At 74.0% G+C, this 15,144-nt stretch carries 15 protein-coding genes; 1 reads left to right on the top strand and 14 read right to left on the bottom strand.

Translation table 11 applies throughout. The features are described from left to right. Positions 1 to 19: 19 nt before the first annotated feature. From O4J56_RS18075 to O4J56_RS18060, 4 genes are all read right to left on the bottom strand, one after another. Positions 20 to 424 carry a VOC family protein gene (locus O4J56_RS18075; RefSeq protein ID WP_270687153.1) on the bottom strand — a complete coding sequence of 135 codons (405 nt, stop codon included), beginning with the start codon at positions 422 to 424 and terminating at the stop codon, positions 20 to 22. Next, the gene (locus O4J56_RS18070) at positions 421 to 1,242 is read right to left on the bottom strand and encodes an arsenate reductase/protein-tyrosine-phosphatase family protein (protein ID WP_270687152.1); all 822 of its coding nucleotides are present in this window, start codon (positions 1,240 to 1,242) and stop codon (positions 421 to 423) included. The genes O4J56_RS18075 and O4J56_RS18070 overlap by 4 nt, the downstream gene beginning before the upstream one ends. Before the next feature lie 542 nt (positions 1,243 to 1,784). Continuing rightward, complete coding sequence (locus O4J56_RS18065; RefSeq protein WP_270687151.1) at positions 1,785 to 2,450, bottom strand: carboxymuconolactone decarboxylase family protein; 666 nt, start codon at positions 2,448 to 2,450, stop codon at positions 1,785 to 1,787. 52 nt (positions 2,451 to 2,502) lie between these two features. Then, entirely contained in the window at positions 2,503 to 2,826 is a 324-nt protein-coding gene (locus O4J56_RS18060; protein ID WP_270687150.1) for a hypothetical protein, read from the bottom strand. Between the two features lie 105 nt (positions 2,827 to 2,931). Between O4J56_RS18060 and O4J56_RS18055 the strand changes: the two genes are divergently transcribed. Next, complete coding sequence (locus tag O4J56_RS18055; protein WP_270687149.1) at positions 2,932 to 3,507, top strand: TetR/AcrR family transcriptional regulator; 576 nt, start codon at positions 2,932 to 2,934, stop codon at positions 3,505 to 3,507. Positions 3,508 to 3,616: 109 nt separating this feature from the next. Here O4J56_RS18055 and cmr1 read toward each other — a convergent pair whose 3' ends face one another. The 10 genes from cmr1 to thyX form a co-directional block, all read right to left on the bottom strand. Beyond that, entirely contained in the window at positions 3,617 to 4,801 is a 1,185-nt protein-coding gene (gene cmr1, locus O4J56_RS18050; RefSeq protein ID WP_270687148.1) for a type III-B CRISPR module RAMP protein Cmr1, read from the bottom strand. A 50-nt stretch (positions 4,802 to 4,851) separates the two neighbouring features. Next, entirely contained in the window at positions 4,852 to 6,585 is a 1,734-nt protein-coding gene (locus tag O4J56_RS18045) for a hypothetical protein (RefSeq protein WP_270687147.1), read from the bottom strand. Next, positions 6,582 to 7,583: a hypothetical protein gene (locus tag O4J56_RS18040; RefSeq protein ID WP_270687146.1), complete on the bottom strand. Its 1,002-nt coding sequence runs from the start codon at positions 7,581 to 7,583 to the stop codon at positions 6,582 to 6,584. Before O4J56_RS18040 ends, O4J56_RS18045 begins: the two co-directional genes overlap by 4 nt. Then, positions 7,580 to 8,719: a type III-B CRISPR module RAMP protein Cmr6 gene (gene cmr6 / locus O4J56_RS18035; RefSeq protein ID WP_270687145.1), complete on the bottom strand. Its 1,140-nt coding sequence runs from the start codon at positions 8,717 to 8,719 to the stop codon at positions 7,580 to 7,582. Before cmr6 ends, O4J56_RS18040 begins: the two co-directional genes overlap by 4 nt. Next, positions 8,706 to 9,128, bottom strand: a complete 423-nt coding sequence (cmr5, locus tag O4J56_RS18030; RefSeq protein ID WP_270687144.1) for a type III-B CRISPR module-associated protein Cmr5 — start codon at positions 9,126 to 9,128, stop codon at positions 8,706 to 8,708. The genes cmr6 and cmr5 overlap by 14 nt, the downstream gene beginning before the upstream one ends. Further along, on the bottom strand, positions 9,125 to 10,066 hold the full coding sequence (cmr4, locus tag O4J56_RS18025; RefSeq protein WP_270687143.1) for a type III-B CRISPR module RAMP protein Cmr4: 942 nt from the start codon (positions 10,064 to 10,066) through the stop codon (positions 9,125 to 9,127). Before cmr4 ends, cmr5 begins: the two co-directional genes overlap by 4 nt. Next, a complete protein-coding gene (locus O4J56_RS18020; RefSeq protein ID WP_270687142.1) occupies positions 10,063 to 11,253 on the bottom strand; it encodes a type III-B CRISPR module-associated Cmr3 family protein in 1,191 nt (396 codons plus the stop codon). The genes cmr4 and O4J56_RS18020 overlap by 4 nt, the downstream gene beginning before the upstream one ends. Further along, positions 11,250 to 13,115, bottom strand: coding sequence for a type III-B CRISPR-associated protein Cas10/Cmr2 (gene cas10 / locus O4J56_RS18015; RefSeq protein WP_270687141.1), 1,866 nt, complete (start codon positions 13,113 to 13,115; stop codon positions 11,250 to 11,252). The genes O4J56_RS18020 and cas10 overlap by 4 nt, the downstream gene beginning before the upstream one ends. A gap of 532 nt (positions 13,116 to 13,647) precedes the next feature. Further along, a complete protein-coding gene (locus tag O4J56_RS18010) occupies positions 13,648 to 14,076 on the bottom strand; it encodes an ImmA/IrrE family metallo-endopeptidase (protein ID WP_270687140.1) in 429 nt (142 codons plus the stop codon). 100 nt (positions 14,077 to 14,176) lie between these two features. Then, complete coding sequence (gene thyX / locus O4J56_RS18005) at positions 14,177 to 14,977, bottom strand: FAD-dependent thymidylate synthase (protein ID WP_270687139.1); 801 nt, start codon at positions 14,975 to 14,977, stop codon at positions 14,177 to 14,179. Between the last annotated feature and the right edge of the window lie 167 nt (positions 14,978 to 15,144).

Genomic DNA, 15,144 nt, shown 5'->3' with positions numbered 1-15,144 from the left:
CCCACTCCGCCGAGCGGGGTCAGGCGGTCGCGGACGCGGTCCGCCTGGCGGGCTCGAACAGCTCGACCAGATTGCCCGCGGGGTCGGCCAGCAGGATCTGGCGCCCGCCCGGCCCCGACACCTCCTCGCTGCGGAAGGACAGGCCCTCGGCCGCAAGGCGGCCGATCTCGGCGGACAGGTCGTCGACGATGATGTGGATGCGGTTGCGCCCGCCGGTGGCGGCGGCGTCCTCGGGCGTGGCGCGGGCGCCGGAGCTGGCCGGGCCGGACAGCAGCAGCCGCAGTCGTCCCCGGGTGACCTCGGCGAAGGCGGGCGCCGCGCTCATGCCCAGGTCGAAGCCGAGGTGGGTGGTGTAGAAGGTGACGGCGGCCTGGACGTCGTCGACGATGTAGCGGACGCTCGCGTGGTCGGTGTGAGCGGTCATGACCGCACCTCCGGGTGGGGCTGGTCGATAAGCACGGGCAGCAGGTGCCGGACGCGGGCCTCGATCTCGGCCGCCGTCCGGGCGAAGCCGCCGTCCGCGCTCCGGTCCGCGTCCCCGCCCGCGGGCCGGCCTGCGGATCCGCCGCCGGCCGACGCGGGGTCGGGGACGCTCCAGTGGATCCGCCGCGGCCGCCCGGGGAACTCCGGGCAGACCTCGCGCACGCGGTCGCACAGGGTCACCACGTAGTCGAACCGGCGGTCGGCCAGGGTGTCCAGGTGCCGGGGCCGCCGGTCGGCGATGTCGATGCCGTAGCGCTCGCGCAGGACGCGCACGGCTGCCGGGTGGACGCGCTCCTTCGGCGCCGACCCGGCGTCGGCCGTCACGACCCGCCCGCCGGTGCCGTGGCGCATCAGCGCCGCCGCGATCGGCGACCGGGCGCTGTTGCCCGTACAGGCGAACAGCACGCGCGGCGGGTCGGCGAGCTCCGGGACCGCCGCCGGGCCGGGCGGCACCGGAGGCGTCAGGCGCAGGGCCGGGTGCAGGGCGCCGCCGACGGCGGCCAGCTCCCCGGCACAGCGCTCCAGGTCCAGGCGGTAGTAGGTGTCGCGGCCGTCATGGCCGCTGCGCCGCGCGGCCACCAGGCCCCCGGCGCGCAGGCGGCGCAGGTGGTAGGAGACCAGGTTCTGCGGTTCGCCGACGCCCTCCGCCAGCTCGCGCACCCGCCGGTCGCCCCCGGCCAGCGCGGCGAGCAGCCGCCACCGCAGCGGGTGGGCGGCCAGCTCGACGAACACCGGCGGGTCCGGGACCGCGGGATCCATGCCACCCAGGATATATCAAACCCATTTGACGGAATAGGGTCGTGCTGCCGCGGATCCGCGCCCGCTGAGACAGCATCCGGGGCGATCCCCGGGCCCTGCCTGCCGAGCACAGGGCCTCTCGCGGCCCGGCCGGACGGCAAGCCGACCCCACCCGCCCTTCACCCTTGACGGAACAGGGCCACGCCGCCACGGATCCGCGCCCTCCAAGGCAGCATCCGGGCGATCCCCGGACCCCGCCCGCCGGGCACAGGGCCTCTCGCGGCCCGGCCGGGCGGCAAGCCGGTCCCCACCCGCCCTTCAGCCTTGACGGAACAGGGGCGCGCCGCCGCGGATCCGCGCCCGCTGAGACAGCATCCGAGCGATCCCCGAACCCCGCCCACCGAGCACAGGGCCTCTCACAGCCCGGCCGGACGGCAAGCCGACCCCCACCCACCCTTCGGCGACCCCCTTCGGCGAGGCGACCTCCGGCCGTCGTTCGAATGCGGTCGCGCCCGACGAGACCGGCACCGCTCAGCGGAGACCATCGGGCAGGCCCCGTGCACTCATGAGGAGCCGTCCGGTGATACGGCCAGCACGGTGTCGAGCGCGTCCAATGCCGCGGCGGCCCTCGCCACCCCCAGTTCGGCGCAGAACCGGACCGCGTCGCGCACGTCGCCGGGGGCCGCCCCGGCCTCCAGTGCCATCCGCACGTGCAGCCGGAACGAATCACCGAGGGCCTGGTGGCAGACATCCGTCGTCAGGGCGATGAACGCGCGCTCGCGCTCGGTGAGCCGGTGCTCGGTCCAGGCGCGGGCCGCGCGGTCGGCCAGGAATTCGGCCATCCACGGGTCGCCTCCCCCGGCCATCGGGACATCCCGCCGGTCACCGCGTCCGGGATCGGCGGGGGCGGTGTCCAGCCCGAGCTCGGCGGCGATCCCGGCGAGCCGCGCGAGGGCGTCCGCCGCGGCCGGGTACCCCGCGTACGGGGCGGTGAAGCGCACCAGCGCGAGCAGGTCGGCATAGGCCACGCCGTGCATCACCGCGGCCTGCACGTGGAGCCGGAACGCCAGTCCCGTCTGCAGGCGGCAGATGTCGTTGGCCAGGTTCTGCAGCAGCTTCTCGCGGACGGTGGTGCCGCTCAGCCCGTAGGTCAGGTCCCCGGTCTCCAGGGCCATGCGTTCGAACTCGGGGTCGATGTCGGCCAGAGGGCGGCTCGGCAGTTCGACCATGGCCGCCTCCTCTCCTCGGTACGTCTCCGGCAGGGGGTGGTCCGGTCGGCGGTCACGGCGCGGGGCGGACGGGGTCGGCCAGCTCCGCCGACCCGCGGGCGACCATGACCGGGCCGCTGTCCGCGTCGAGGGCCTCGACCCGGAAGTCGGCCAGGCCCTCGCGGATCCTCTCGGCCGCCGGCTCGGCGGCGCGCAGGTGCTCTTCGGTGGCGAAGAGCGTGATGGTCATGACGGTGCGTTCGTCCAGGGCGATCGCCTGGTAGCCGAGGATGCCGAGGGCGGCCTGGGCGCGGTCGGCGAAGCGCCGGTCGACCGTGCGCATCAGCTCCTCGATCGTCCCGGCGCCCATCCGGTAGCGGCGGATCATCGCGTGCACGGGCCCTCCCCGAGTCATGCCAACAAGCGTTGGCCAACGAGTGTTGACTTTACGGTAGGCCCCGCGCCCACACGAGTCAACGGTTGTTGGCCTACACTCGTTGGCATGAGGAGATCCGCCGAGGAGACCAAGCGGTCCATCCTGGCCGCCGCGCGGGAGCGGTTCGCGGCCCAGGGCTACGACCGGGCCACGGTCCGGGCCATCGCCGCCGACGCCGGAATCGACCCGTCCATGGTCATGCGCTACTTCGGCAGCAAGGAGGCGCTGTTCGCGACCGCCGCCGACTTCGACCTCGCCATACCGGACCTGTCCCGTGCGCCCCGCGAGCGCGTGGGAGAGGCGCTGGCGGCGCACTTCTTCCGGCGCTGGGAGGAGGACAGCGGCCAACTGCGGATCCTCCTGCGCACCGCCGTCACCGACGAGGCGGTCACCGAACGCATCCGGACGGTCCTCGCCGAACAGATCACCCCGCCCATCGCCGAGCTGAGGGCGGCGGGGACGGACGGCCCCGCCCCTTCCGCGTCCTCCGACGCGCCGACCCGGGCCGCCATGGTCGCCTCCCAGATGCTCGGCGTCGCCCTGTGCCGGTACGTCCTGCGCCTGCCCCCGGTGGACACCATGGACGCCGACGACCTCGTCGCCCGGCTCGGCCCCACGCTCCAGGGCTACCTCGTCGACTGACGCACCCGCCTACGTCGTTGATCTCGGGAAAAGCGCCCCTAAAAGCGGCCCGGAAGCGTCGTTCCTCCCGAGATCAACGCCGAGCACACCCGCCTGTCCGCGCGCCTTCTCAGTCGCGTGAGGCGGAGGCGTCCATCCAGGCCTGCGTCCGCTCGCGCACGTCGGCGTCGGTCACCGTCACCGTCTTCCTCCGCTGCTTGCCGCCCAGCAGGCGGACCTCCGGCCCGCGCCCGCCCGGGAGGAACGCGCTGTGGAACGCGAAGGAGAAGAGCCGCCACTCCCTGTGCTCCGGGTCCTCGACGAACCGGAACCACAGCGGTGAGGCACGGCGCAGGTCCTCGCCGCCGTCGTTGGCGTTGGCGGCGATCCCCTTCTTGAACACGATCGGAAGCCCGAGCGCCCCGAGGGGGAAGCGGGTCTCATCGCCGTAGACGACGTCCTCGTACTCGGGGGTCTTGATGCAGGGGTCGTAGTCGGCGTTCGGGGAGCGGTTGGGGCGCGGCGCCCGGAAGCGGCGGTACATCTCCCCCGCCTCGGCCGCCGCCTCGCGCCAGGTGCCGCCGCTCGGGTCGCCGAGCGCGGCGATGGTCGCGCCCTCGCCGAGCACGGGGTAGGACGGGGTTCCTCCGGTGCGCCCGTTCGGCTTCGGCAGGAACGTGTCGGCGCACTCGGCCACGGCACCCGACACGGGCAGGTGCCCAAGGGCGCGGTAGTGGTCGATCCCCGGGGTGTCGGCGGAATGCCGTTGCCAGATCTCCGGCAGGGGGCCTTCCTGGTGGGTCAGGCGCACGCCCCCGAACCCCTTGCGCGTGCGGGCGCCGAACCCGCCGTAGGTGCACGCCAGCCACAGGCTCGCCATCGTCAGCGCGTCGGCGCGCTCGTCTCCGGAGAAGCCCACCTTGAGCGTGAACGTGCCGCCGGGCTTGACGAAGGGGCGGGTGTTGGAGAACTTCTTCGTCTCGCGGTTGTAGGCGACGTGGCCCTGCCCGAGCAGGTAGGCGATCCACTTCCCGTCGTCGTCGGAGAGCGGCAGCGCCCCGGCGGCGCCCCGGAAGGTGTCCCTCGGCTGCCCGCTCAGCCGGAGCCGCACGGGGCACTTGCGCTCGGTGCTCCCGAAGACCTCCTGTTCGAGGCGTGCCAGCCCTTTGACGTCGTCGCCGAACCGCGTCCCGGCCAGCGCGCGGAACCAGTACCGCATCGGGCCCTTGACCGACGCCACCCGGAGGCCCGTCTCGGTGTCGTCGTGGTTGAACAGGGGCGTCGTGGCCTTCAGTCCGAACGTCGTCCACGCCATCGGTGGTCCGCCTTCCTTGTTCTCGGGCGCCTCGTCTCCGGTGTCCCTGCTCACCGTTCCGAGCGCCAGCGCTGATGGGACAGGGGCGCGGTGACCGGCTTGTCGTCCCAGAGGATCTGCGAGAAGACCCCGGCCGCCAGGCAGACCGAGGTGGCCAGCACGAGGATCGCGGCGGGACTGCCCGGCCGCCTGGGCGGCTCCGCCGCCGGGGAGGCCTCCGCCGGAGCCTCTCCCGGGGCCGCCGCCGGGGCCTCCGGGGAGGAGGCGGCACCGCCCCCGGACCACGCGGTGCGCAGCCGGTCCCCGTCCTCGGAGAAGACCGGGGCGACGAGGACCATCCCCAGCAGGGCCACGAGGAAGGCGTGGGCGATCCCCGTCCCCGTGGCCAGGGCCGCGCGGACGACGACCCGCCTGCGGACCGGCGTCCGACCGCCGCCTTCGGGCACCTGGCCGGAGTTGTGGTTGCGGACCTGGGTGAGCAGGTAGCCGAACGGCGCGGCGGCGATGAGCAGGGCCGTCCCGGCGCTCGCCCACCCGGCGGACAGGTCCGTCCACCAGTCGGGGTGGAAGGCGACCAGCACGATCAGCCCGACCACCGCGGCCGCGGGGAAGCGCAGCATCAGGGGCATCGCCCACCGCCGTCCGTGGGCGAGCGTCCCCGCCCCGATCGCCGCGTAGGCGGCCCCGGCGAACGCGGCGGCGACGTACCAGGTGCCCAGTGCGCCGGACGCGGCCGCCGCGACGGCGGCCGATACCAGTGCCAGCAGGGCCGCGCCGGCGACGGCGCCGAACCACCCGGCCTGCCGCGGTGCGCGCCAGGCACCGGGCCTGCCCGCGACCGCGGCCCAGGCCTCCACGACGGCGAACCGGGGCAGCAGGTGGTGCTCGACGACGTCCTCGGTGACGGCCCGGTCGGCCGGGAGCCCGGTGGGACCACGCCCCGCCCCGGGCGCGCCGGCGCCTCCGGCCGTGTCACCGCGCGCGCCCGGGGCGAGGTCGGCCAGGACGAGCGGACGCCCGCTGAACCCCGACACGAACGCCAGCGCGCGCACGTCCTCCTCGGCCGAGAAGGGCGGCGCATGGTCGAACAGCGGCACCGATTGGTACCCGCCCAGGTGAGCGCGCCACACCTCACGCGCCTCACGCGCGCGCCGGATCAGCTCGACCCCGGAGTCGTAGCCGAACACCCGGCCCAGGGCGGTCGTCGACGCCCAGGACGGCTCCCACAGGCCGAGGTCCCGGAACGGTTCGGCCAGGACGAGGAAGCGCATACGGGCGATGAGCGGCTCCCAGCGGCGGATCCGGTGCGCCCCCGCCGTGTCCCCCTGGGCGTACTCCCAGAGGGCGTCCACGGTGCCCGCCAGGACGCACCACACGGACGGCCCCTGCGCCTCGACCTCCTCCTCCGTGAGGTCCGGCCGGACACGGAGGACGCGCGGCAGCCACGCGATGAACGCCTCCGGCCGGTGGACGAGGACGCGGGCGGTGTGCGGCTGCTCCTCCCAGAGCCGGAAGAGGCCCTCGCAGGCCTGCCGGTAGCCGGTCTCCGCGTCCTGCTGCGCCCTGCGGACGTGGAGCACGGCCTCCCGCAGGTCCTCCCCTCCCAGGGCGGCGGCGTCGTTGCCGGAGGCCACGCCCCCCTGGCCGGCGCCGTCGCGCCCGGCGTCGGCCACGGCCCCCAGGCCCGAGGTGAGGCGCTCCGAAAGGGCGACGAGCATCGACGGCAGCGGAGGCTCGGGCACTGCGCGGCCTGTGTCCTCGCTCCCGGAGGGGGTCTCGTTCATGGCACTTTCGTAGCCTCGGGGATCATCTCGTTCAGCGCGTACCCGAACGGGGTCAGACGCCACTCCTGCCGGTCGCCGTCGAAGTCGTAGGCGAAGCCCTGCAGGGGCTTCCCGTCGGGCGGCTCCGTCCTGAAGACCCCCTCCCCCCGTTCGACGCCCTTGAACTGGCGCGCCAGGAACTCCCTGTGGAACGACCGCAGCGGCAGTTCGACCGCGCTGCCGGAGCTGAGCTCGTGCACGGCGTACGCCTTCACCATGCGGGGACCGAGGATGCTGCGCAGCGCCTCGGCCATCCCGAGCACGAACGGCAGCGCCCCCTTGAACCCGCCCGAGGTGTGGAAGCGGACCACCCGCTCACCGGCGCCGCGGGCCTCGGCGCGTTCGACCAGGCGCCGCACGCCCCGTCCCACCCCGCCGAGGTTGCGCATGGCCTCGATGAAGCCCGCCGTGTCCCCGGCGTCGAGCCCCGGGACGCGGACGATGACGACCTCGCCGTCCAGGGAGTCCACGGCGTCGGACGGGTCGTGTAGGTAGTGGACGCGCCCGAGGTCGCCGGCGGCCATGGCGGCGGCGTTGACCAGGGCGGCCCGCAGCCCGGGGCCGGTGTCGCTGGCGATGAGCACCGCCGTGTCCTCGGCGGGAAGGGCGCACATGCCCTTGCCCTGCCCGTCGTCCGCGCGCCCCAGGTAGGCGGCCAGCGCGGACAGTTCGGCGCTCAGGCCCGGCTTCCACTCCTCCACGCGCACCTCGCGGAGCAGCGCGGCGAATTCGGCGTGGGCCTCATCGCCCTCCGCCACGGCCCGGGACAGCGACTCGGCCTGCCGGTCGCGGTCGCCGGAGTGCTCATCGGCCCGCAGGCGTCCCCTCTGGGCGTGGACGCTCTCGGCGACCTCGGGGGCGAGCCGGTGCCGCTCGGCCATCGCGGCCGGTTCCGCCCTGAGGTTGCCGAACAGGCTGAGGCCGACGCTGAAGATGTGCACGGTCCCGGTGCCGGTCACTTCCGCTTCCCCTTCTTCCTCCGCGGCCGCTCGTCCTCTCCCCCTCCTGCGGCTCCTCCCCCGGCGGATCCTCCTGCGGCGGGGCCGGGGGCCGGTCGGCACGTGAAATACCCGTACCCGGCGGTGGTCCGGCCGCCGATGCCGCTCTCGTCCCCGGCGCGCTCCAGCCACTCGGCGGCGGTGCGCAGGTCCCCCTCGTCGTCGCCGAGCAGGTCCACGTGGAACGTGCCGCTGACCGACAGGAAGGGCACGGGCACCGGGTTGTGGTGCTCGGCGGGCGGGCGCGGTGCGGCGGGGCCGCCGTCGCCGGGCATGGTGTCGGTGTAATAGGGCTGCTGGTGGGGGGTGATGACGTCGTCGTACACCTTCACCCCCTTCTCGCCGGGCAGGGCGTCCAGGAAGCGGACGCTTCCCCTGCCTTGGGGGCCTTCGCCGTCGGCCGCGGGGGCCGCGCCCGGGCGGGGGTCGCCGAGGATCCGGCGGACCTCCTCGCGGAAGGCGGAGATCCGGTCCGCCCTCTCCTCCGCCTCCGCGTCCCGCGCCTCCAGCTCCGCCTCCAACTCCCGCTCCGCGATGCGGGCGCCCTCGCCCGCCACGCCCTTGAGGGTCGAGGCGGGGATCACCGGCCACCCGTAGGTGCCGTGCATCGCCAGGCCGCTCTCCAGCTCGCCGTACTGCAGGCCCACGCCGGTGACGATGCGCCACTCGGGCACCAGTTCCAGCCGTTCGGCGTACCTCCGGGGCTCCTCCCGCGCCCTCCAGTGCTCGACGAAGGCGTGCCGACGCGCCAGCGCCCCCTTGAGGAGCCCGGCATTGCCCTGCCCGAGCCATGAGGCGGCCGCCCACGCGTTGAGCAGCCCCCGCGCCTCGGCGACCTTGAGCTTCTGGTCGTCGTCCTCCTTCTCGAACGCCAGCCGCTGCAGGAGGACGAGGGCGTTGGCGGTCCTGTCGACGTCGCCCTCGCCGTCCCTGAGGAGCGGATAGGGGCGGCCCTCCTTGCCCTTGTCGTCGACCGGGGTGCGGCGTTCGACCCGCACGCGTGCGCCCAGCGGGCCGTAGGCGGGGAAACGGTGGACCTTCTCCTCGACCGCGCCGCCGCGCGCGCCCGCGCCGGGGGTGCGCCTATCCCTGGGCATCGGCGCCTCCGTCCTCGGAGCGGTCCGACAGCGCGTCGGAGAGGCGGGAGAGCCAGATGGCCAGGGCGTCGATCTCCGCGGAGGCGCGCGCGTACTCGATCGGGGTCGCCTCGGCCAGGTGCCTCAGGCACTGCTGACGGGTCATGGTGTCGCCCGCCTTGCCGAGGATGCGCTGGTCCGCGAGGCGCTGGGCGATCTTGTCGGCGAGGAGACCGTAGGCCTGCCCCAGCTCGGCCTTGGAGTCGTTGGCGCGGGCGCAGATGAACGCGTAGGTCGCGGCCAGTCCCCCGCCTCTGAGGCGCGAGGGGAGCTGCCGCATGCGGGTGCGGACCTCCTTGGTCACCCTCTCCGGGAGGATCTCGTAGGCGATGGAGGCCAGCTCCTGGTCGATGCGCACGGCGCCGCTCACCTGGCGTCCCCCTCCTCCTTGACCAGCCGGGTCCACACCAGGCCCTTGCCCAGGGTCTCGTCGCCGCCGACCTGCAGGACCCGGCCGTCGAGGAGCTCGTCGACCCGGTCGGGCAGCCCGCCGGAGGCCGCGCCGTCGTCGCGCAGGGTCAGCACCGAGACCAGGAGCGTCTCTGCAGGCAGGTACTCACTGGTGAAGGGGCCATGCGCAACGGTCTTGCGCTTGGGGTCGAGCTGCACCCGGACCGAATGCTCGATGCACTCCCTGAGGAGCTGGCCCATGACCGTCTCGTCGACCACGATGAGGTCCTCGCGCAGCTTGCTCGCGAAGGGGGCGAAGAACGGTTCGTCGCCGATGCCCTCGCGGGCGATGAGGTCGGCCCACTCGGCCACCGGGTCGGGCCCGCCCTTCTCGGCGCCGCGCACCGGCAGCACGCACGGGCCGAGCACCTGCCGGGCGTCCTCCCACTTGTCCTTGGCGCAGACGCCGCCGCCGTCGGGCACGGCGGGGAAGGGGCGGGTGCCGCGGTCGTCGCGGACGCGGGCGTGCTTGCGGGCCAGGCGGCTGAGCGCCAGTGCCGAGGTGGCCCAGGCGAAGGTCTCCTTGAGGGTGGGCACGGGGACGGCGAGGAGCTGGGCGTCGCCCACCACCAGGCGGCCCGCGTTGGCGTTGACGCCGGGGCCGTCGTCGTCGCCGGAGGTGGCGCGGCCGAAGAGCTCGTCCAGGAGGGTTCCGCCGCCGGGGGCGCCCTCCCGCCTGTCCCCCCAGCCCGCGTCGTAGGCGGCCTGCCGGAGCGCGCCCTTGAGGCTCTGGCCCCACACGAGGGGGTAGCCGGTCGCCGCCTCGCGCTGGATGGGCAGGTCGACCGAGCCGTCGGCCTCGGCTCCCCCGGCGTGCAGGGGCGATTCGGTGTACAGGTAGAGCAGATACGTTCTCACGACCACACTCCGGTCAGGACGACTCCGAAGCCCGCGGTGTCCATGCGCTCCCGTGCGGGCGGGCCGAGCGCGCGGGCGTGGTGCTCGGCGGCCCAGGCGGCGGCCTCGTCCTCGCCGGGGAAGCGCAGCAGGTAGACCGACCCGGGCGGGACGGCCCAGGCGAGCACCCGCGTGTTCCAGAAGCCCTCGGGGCCGCGCTTGGGCGAGGCGGAGGCGACCGCCACGGGGTCGCCCACCACGGCCGAGACGAGTTCGGCTCCTGGGGGCGGCTCGGGGTGCCACCCCCGGGGCCACAGGGCCGGGGTGGCGACGTAGAGGAGGACACGACCGCCGGGGAAGCGCGCGGGGGCCCGGGGCCAGTCGGCGCCCGGGGCCGGGTCGACGTCGGCCATGCGGGCCAGCCCGCCGAACTGCACCGGGTCGGGCGGGCCGATGTCGACCTGGCGCTGCTGCTCGGGCCGGGGCGTCACGTGCGCGGCGAAGGCCCACCCCTGCTGCAGGCGCATGTGCGTGGTGCGGTAGAGCATCCCGTTGCGGACGGTGCGCGTGCGCGGGTCCAGGCCGATGCCGGTGCGCGGCTCGGGGACGACCGGGTCGTCGACCGCGTCGAGCTCGTCGTAGGACGTGGCGCTCCCTGGGGCGACCAGGGTCCCGTGGAGGTAGTCCTGGAGGGTCCGTCCGGGGAGGAGCGCGTCGCAGGACTCGGTTCTCCGGTCCTCGTCCTCCGCATCGTCCGGGAGGGCGGGCAGGCGCAGGCCGGCGATGCCGTCCGCCTCCGCGGTGCGGTGGAGGTCGGTCACCGGTGCCGCTCCGCCCCCGCCGGGGGCCGTTCCGAGGGCCGTTCCGGGGCCCGCGCCGGGCTCCGCGTCCGGACCGCCCGGCAGGAACATGCGCCAGACCTTTGTGCGCTCGGGGTCGGTGTGCAGGTCCATGGGGGCGGGGAAGTAGGGCCGCCACCCGTCGCCCGTCTCCCGTACGAGGACGGGGCCGCGCACGCTCTGCGGATCCTCGCCGCCCAGGGCGGCGGTCAGGGCCCCGGCGATGGTGGAGGGCCATGGGCGCACGCTGTGGGCGATGCCGCCGGTTCCGGCGTCGAAGGAGCGCCCGTCCCGCACCTGCACGGTGTCGTGGGGCTGCACGACCAGCCAGCGGTCGGTCACGGGCGGGCGGGATGGATGTGCGTTCACAGCACCTCCTGGCGGAGGAAGACGGCCACGCGCACGGCGTCCTCGTCGAGCAGACGCGTCCCGGGGGCCAAGCGCGCGAGGGCGGCCACGGCGTCGCGCGCGAAGGCCTGCTTCAGCTTCTTGTCGGCCTGCGGGTCGGCGCTGCCGCCGGGCGGCGGGGCGATGGTCGTGTGGCGCTCGACCAGGCGGCACATCTCGGCTTGGGCGATTTCGCGCGGCAGTGGATGGTGGTCTTCCCCGGTGCCGTCGGCGCTTCCGTCCAGCTGGGCCCGCTCGGCGATGAGGTCGGCCAGGAGCCGGGGCGAGAGGCGGATGCGGGCGCGGTCGCCCTGGGGCGTGAAGACCCGCAGGGCGTCCTCGGGCGGGGCGCCGTCCGCCCAGCCGACGACGCAGTCGGCGTGCGCGCCGCTGTTGCGGATGTAGCCGATGCCCAGGCCGTGCTTGCCCTCCTTGCCCGCTTCGGCCTTGCGCCGCTTGGCCTCCTCGAGGAGTTCATGTGCGCGGTGCAAGGCCTCGCGGAGCGAGGAGTCGTGGTGGAAGAAGAGCAGCCCGGTGCTGGCGGTGGGCAGCGGGGCACGGACGGTGTCGTGGCAGGCGCGCGCCACGTCGAGGGCGTGGGAGGCGGGGACGAGCGCCAGGAGGTCGTCGCCGCCGGCGTAGACGACCGTGCCGAGGGCCTTCTCGACGGCGGAGCGCTGCTCGGCGGCGACCTCGGACAGCATGCGGGAGATCCGGCCGTGCTCCTCCGCCGTGACCTCCAAGAATTTGCCGTCCTGGCCTCGGCCCCTGCCTGACAGGAAGTTCCCCATGGAGTCGAGGTCCTGGACGAGCACGGCGAGGTGCGGGGAGGGGGGTGCCAGACCGGCCCGTTCGCCCGCGCGCGCCAGCTCCTTGGAGGCCATCGCCCCCAGCCCTACCGCCGTCTCGAAGCCGCCGTCATCGTCCGTGACGCCGAACCGGTGCGCGAGCGAGTCGAGGTGCCACACGCCCGGGTAGACCCACTGCGCGCCCCGCCCCCGGAACCAGTCGGCGACCGGGTCGCCGGATCCGGCCTTCTTGACGTCGTCGGGCAGACCGGGCAGGGCCGCTTCGGAGATGTCGTCCCTGTCGACCTGGTCGACGCAGTCCTTGAGCTCCGCGACCGCCTCCGCGATCCCCTCCTCGTCCCACCGACGCAGGACCTCGGCGCGGTAGTGGGCCGAGGCGATCCCCTTGGTGGAGGGGAAGCCCTTCTGCTTGTCGCCGCGCCGGTGCCACAGGCGCTTGACCCAGCTCGGGACGGAGAGGTCCTCGCTCCTCATGTGCTCGGGGGCGCGCCGAGGGGGCGGGACCGACCGCCAGCGGGGCGAGAGCGTGCACAGCGGCCGGGCGGCATCGAGGGGCTGGGCGAAGTCGCGGATGTTCTTGCGTCCGGCGAGCACCCGCTGCGCCTGGTGCCACTGGGCGGCGTACCCGCCGGCCTCGGCAGGGACGCTCACCCACTGGACGACGGGCCAGCCGGGTGTGTCCAGCTCTCCTCCGGCGCGCCTGCCGTCGTCCTCTCCGAAGACCTGGCCGACCCAGTGGGCCCACACCCCGTCGAGGTGGTCGCGCACCTGCTCGGCGGCCTGCGGTCCCGCCCCGGCGGCGACGAGGGCGACGATGCGGTTGGGCATCCCGTCCTCGGCCCCGCGGGCGCGGCCCTCGACGGGGAAGACGATGCGGGCGTCCAGGCGCTCGTCCCCGGCCAGGCACTCGACACCGGCGGCGGCGAGCCCGGCGATGATCTGGCTCCCCGACCGCAGGTCGGTGGTGGTGCGGGACTCCTCGATGTAGCGCTGCACCCCCGCGAGGGCGACGACGACGAGGTCACGTCCGGTCATGGGGCGCACCTGGAGGAGTGGCTGTGGGGGGCATGTTCTCTTTCGGCGTCCGCGTCGGGTCCTTGCTCTGGCGTCCACGACCCCGGTGACCACGACGGCGCCCACCGGAGAAGCCAAACGCTAGCAAGCCCACCCGCCCCGCCCCGCCGTTTCCCCCACGGGTGGCCGGATGTGGCAGTCGCGCCCACTGATCGTGCGGAGCCTGGAGCGACCCCGCCACGTCCGGATCCGGCCGGGAGGACTCATCCGCCCCGAGAGGGCCGTTCGCCACGAGGAAGACCGCCTTCCCGCCGGGCGGCCCCTCCGCGGCCGCCCACTACTCGAGGAGCCCTTTCCGGCAACACCAGATTGCGAATCCACCGGACGAACAGAGGAGATGAAACCCTTTCGGGCGTCTCATGGACGACGGCGTTGGTCATCATGCATCTCGAGTCGGCGACAAGGCTCGCCAGCACATCTATCCGGTCCGCCAAGGCCGATTGCAGCAGTAGAGATGTGTCGAAGAGAAGTCGTTCGAGGGCATGACAACTCTCTATGCCTCTCTCCATCCCTCACCCAGATCGCCGTCGGTGATCTGGCCTCGCATCATTTCCAACGCACGGTGACGCGTGATCATGTGTTCCCGGTGGGCCGCCATCACCGCCGTCGCAAAGCGCGGCGAAACCCGCATCGATGCCAGGTCGGGCTGGGGACGCCGCCCCAATGCCTCCTTGAACTCCGCATTCGTGGGCGTGCGCTCACGCAGCCAACGCAGGACGTCCTCCCCAAGGAGCCTGATGTCCTGAATCTGGTCGAGAGTCAGATTCCACGAAACGCCATATGCCGCGGACAGCGCGACGAGTCGCCGCCGGACCGCCTCCCTCTCGCGGTCCGCCGTCCTCCCATCGTCCATCGCCATCGCACCGACGGCTTCACGCGCTTTGGCACTGGGCAGGAGGAATTCAGCGGCGAACGCGTCCACGACCTGCTCCCGTCGCTTCCAAGAGGCCCCGCCGCCGAACCGGCCGCAGACCAAGGCGGGAGGCGTGGGCCTCCCGCGCTGGTCGTTGTTCAGGCGGGGGTCAGACCTTGCGCCATTCTGGAATCCACGTGCCGTCCTCGTCGACGGTGTAGTCGCCGAACAGGGACGGGGCCTCTTCGCGGACCGTCTCGGCGATCTTGCCGAACAGGAGGCGGATCTCCTCCTCGGCGCCCGGGGCCGTGCGGGCCTCGATGGCGTGGCGCAGGGTGCGCACGTTCGCCGTCCAGACCAGGCCGGTCGCCACGCCCTCCGGGGCGAAGCGGCGCATGAACGACGTCTTGTGCTTCTTGTCCGCGAACTTCTTGCCCTCTTCGTCGAGCGCGAAGTGGTCGGCCATCCAGAGCTGGAACTCCTCCATGCGCCGCAGCATGTCGGTGGCGCGCTCCATCAGCTCCGGGTCGTCCTGGGCCCACTCGGGGAACCAGAACGGCAGATCCGTCAGGCGCACGAAGCGCAGCGACTCCTGGGAGACCGCCACGCCCGGCCGGTGCCGGATCAGCTCGTGCGTCAGTACGCGGCTCACGTTGTGCAGCACGAAGCTGAAGCTCACGTGCTCCAGCACCGACCCGTGCAGGCTGCGCAGGATGTTGGCCAGGTAGGCGTCCTGATCGGTGCGCACCCGGGTCACGTTCGGGTTCAGGCCCGGCTCCCAGGAGCGGTAGCACAGGCGCCCGGCGAACTCGGCCAGGTTCTGCGGGTCGTTGAGGTGGGCGTCGAGCTCTCCCCGGTCGAAGCGCTCCAGCCACTTCTCCCCGCCGACGTCGGCGAGGTAGGCCGCCACCTCGCCGTAGTCCAGCTGCGGCTTGGCGACCAGGTGGACCTCGGGCTCGACCTGCTTCATCGTGCTCCCCCTCGACAAACGCTCGCGCCGCGGGACCGCCTCGCCCCGGGCCGCATCGACCCTACCGGGACCTGGACCGGGGCGGGGACGGGCGGGCGGGCGGGGAGAGAGACGGGGCGGGCGGCGCCGCTCCGGGAGGTGCCCTTCGGGGCGGTGCCGCTCCGGCC

The sequence above is a fragment of the Nocardiopsis endophytica genome (assembly GCF_027706725.1).
GTDB classification, from domain to species: Bacteria; Actinomycetota; Actinomycetes; order Streptosporangiales; family Streptosporangiaceae; genus Nocardiopsis_A; species Nocardiopsis_A endophytica.
The sequence above is the reverse complement of the archived record's forward strand: the minus strand, read 5'-3'. Positions and strand labels throughout refer to the sequence as shown.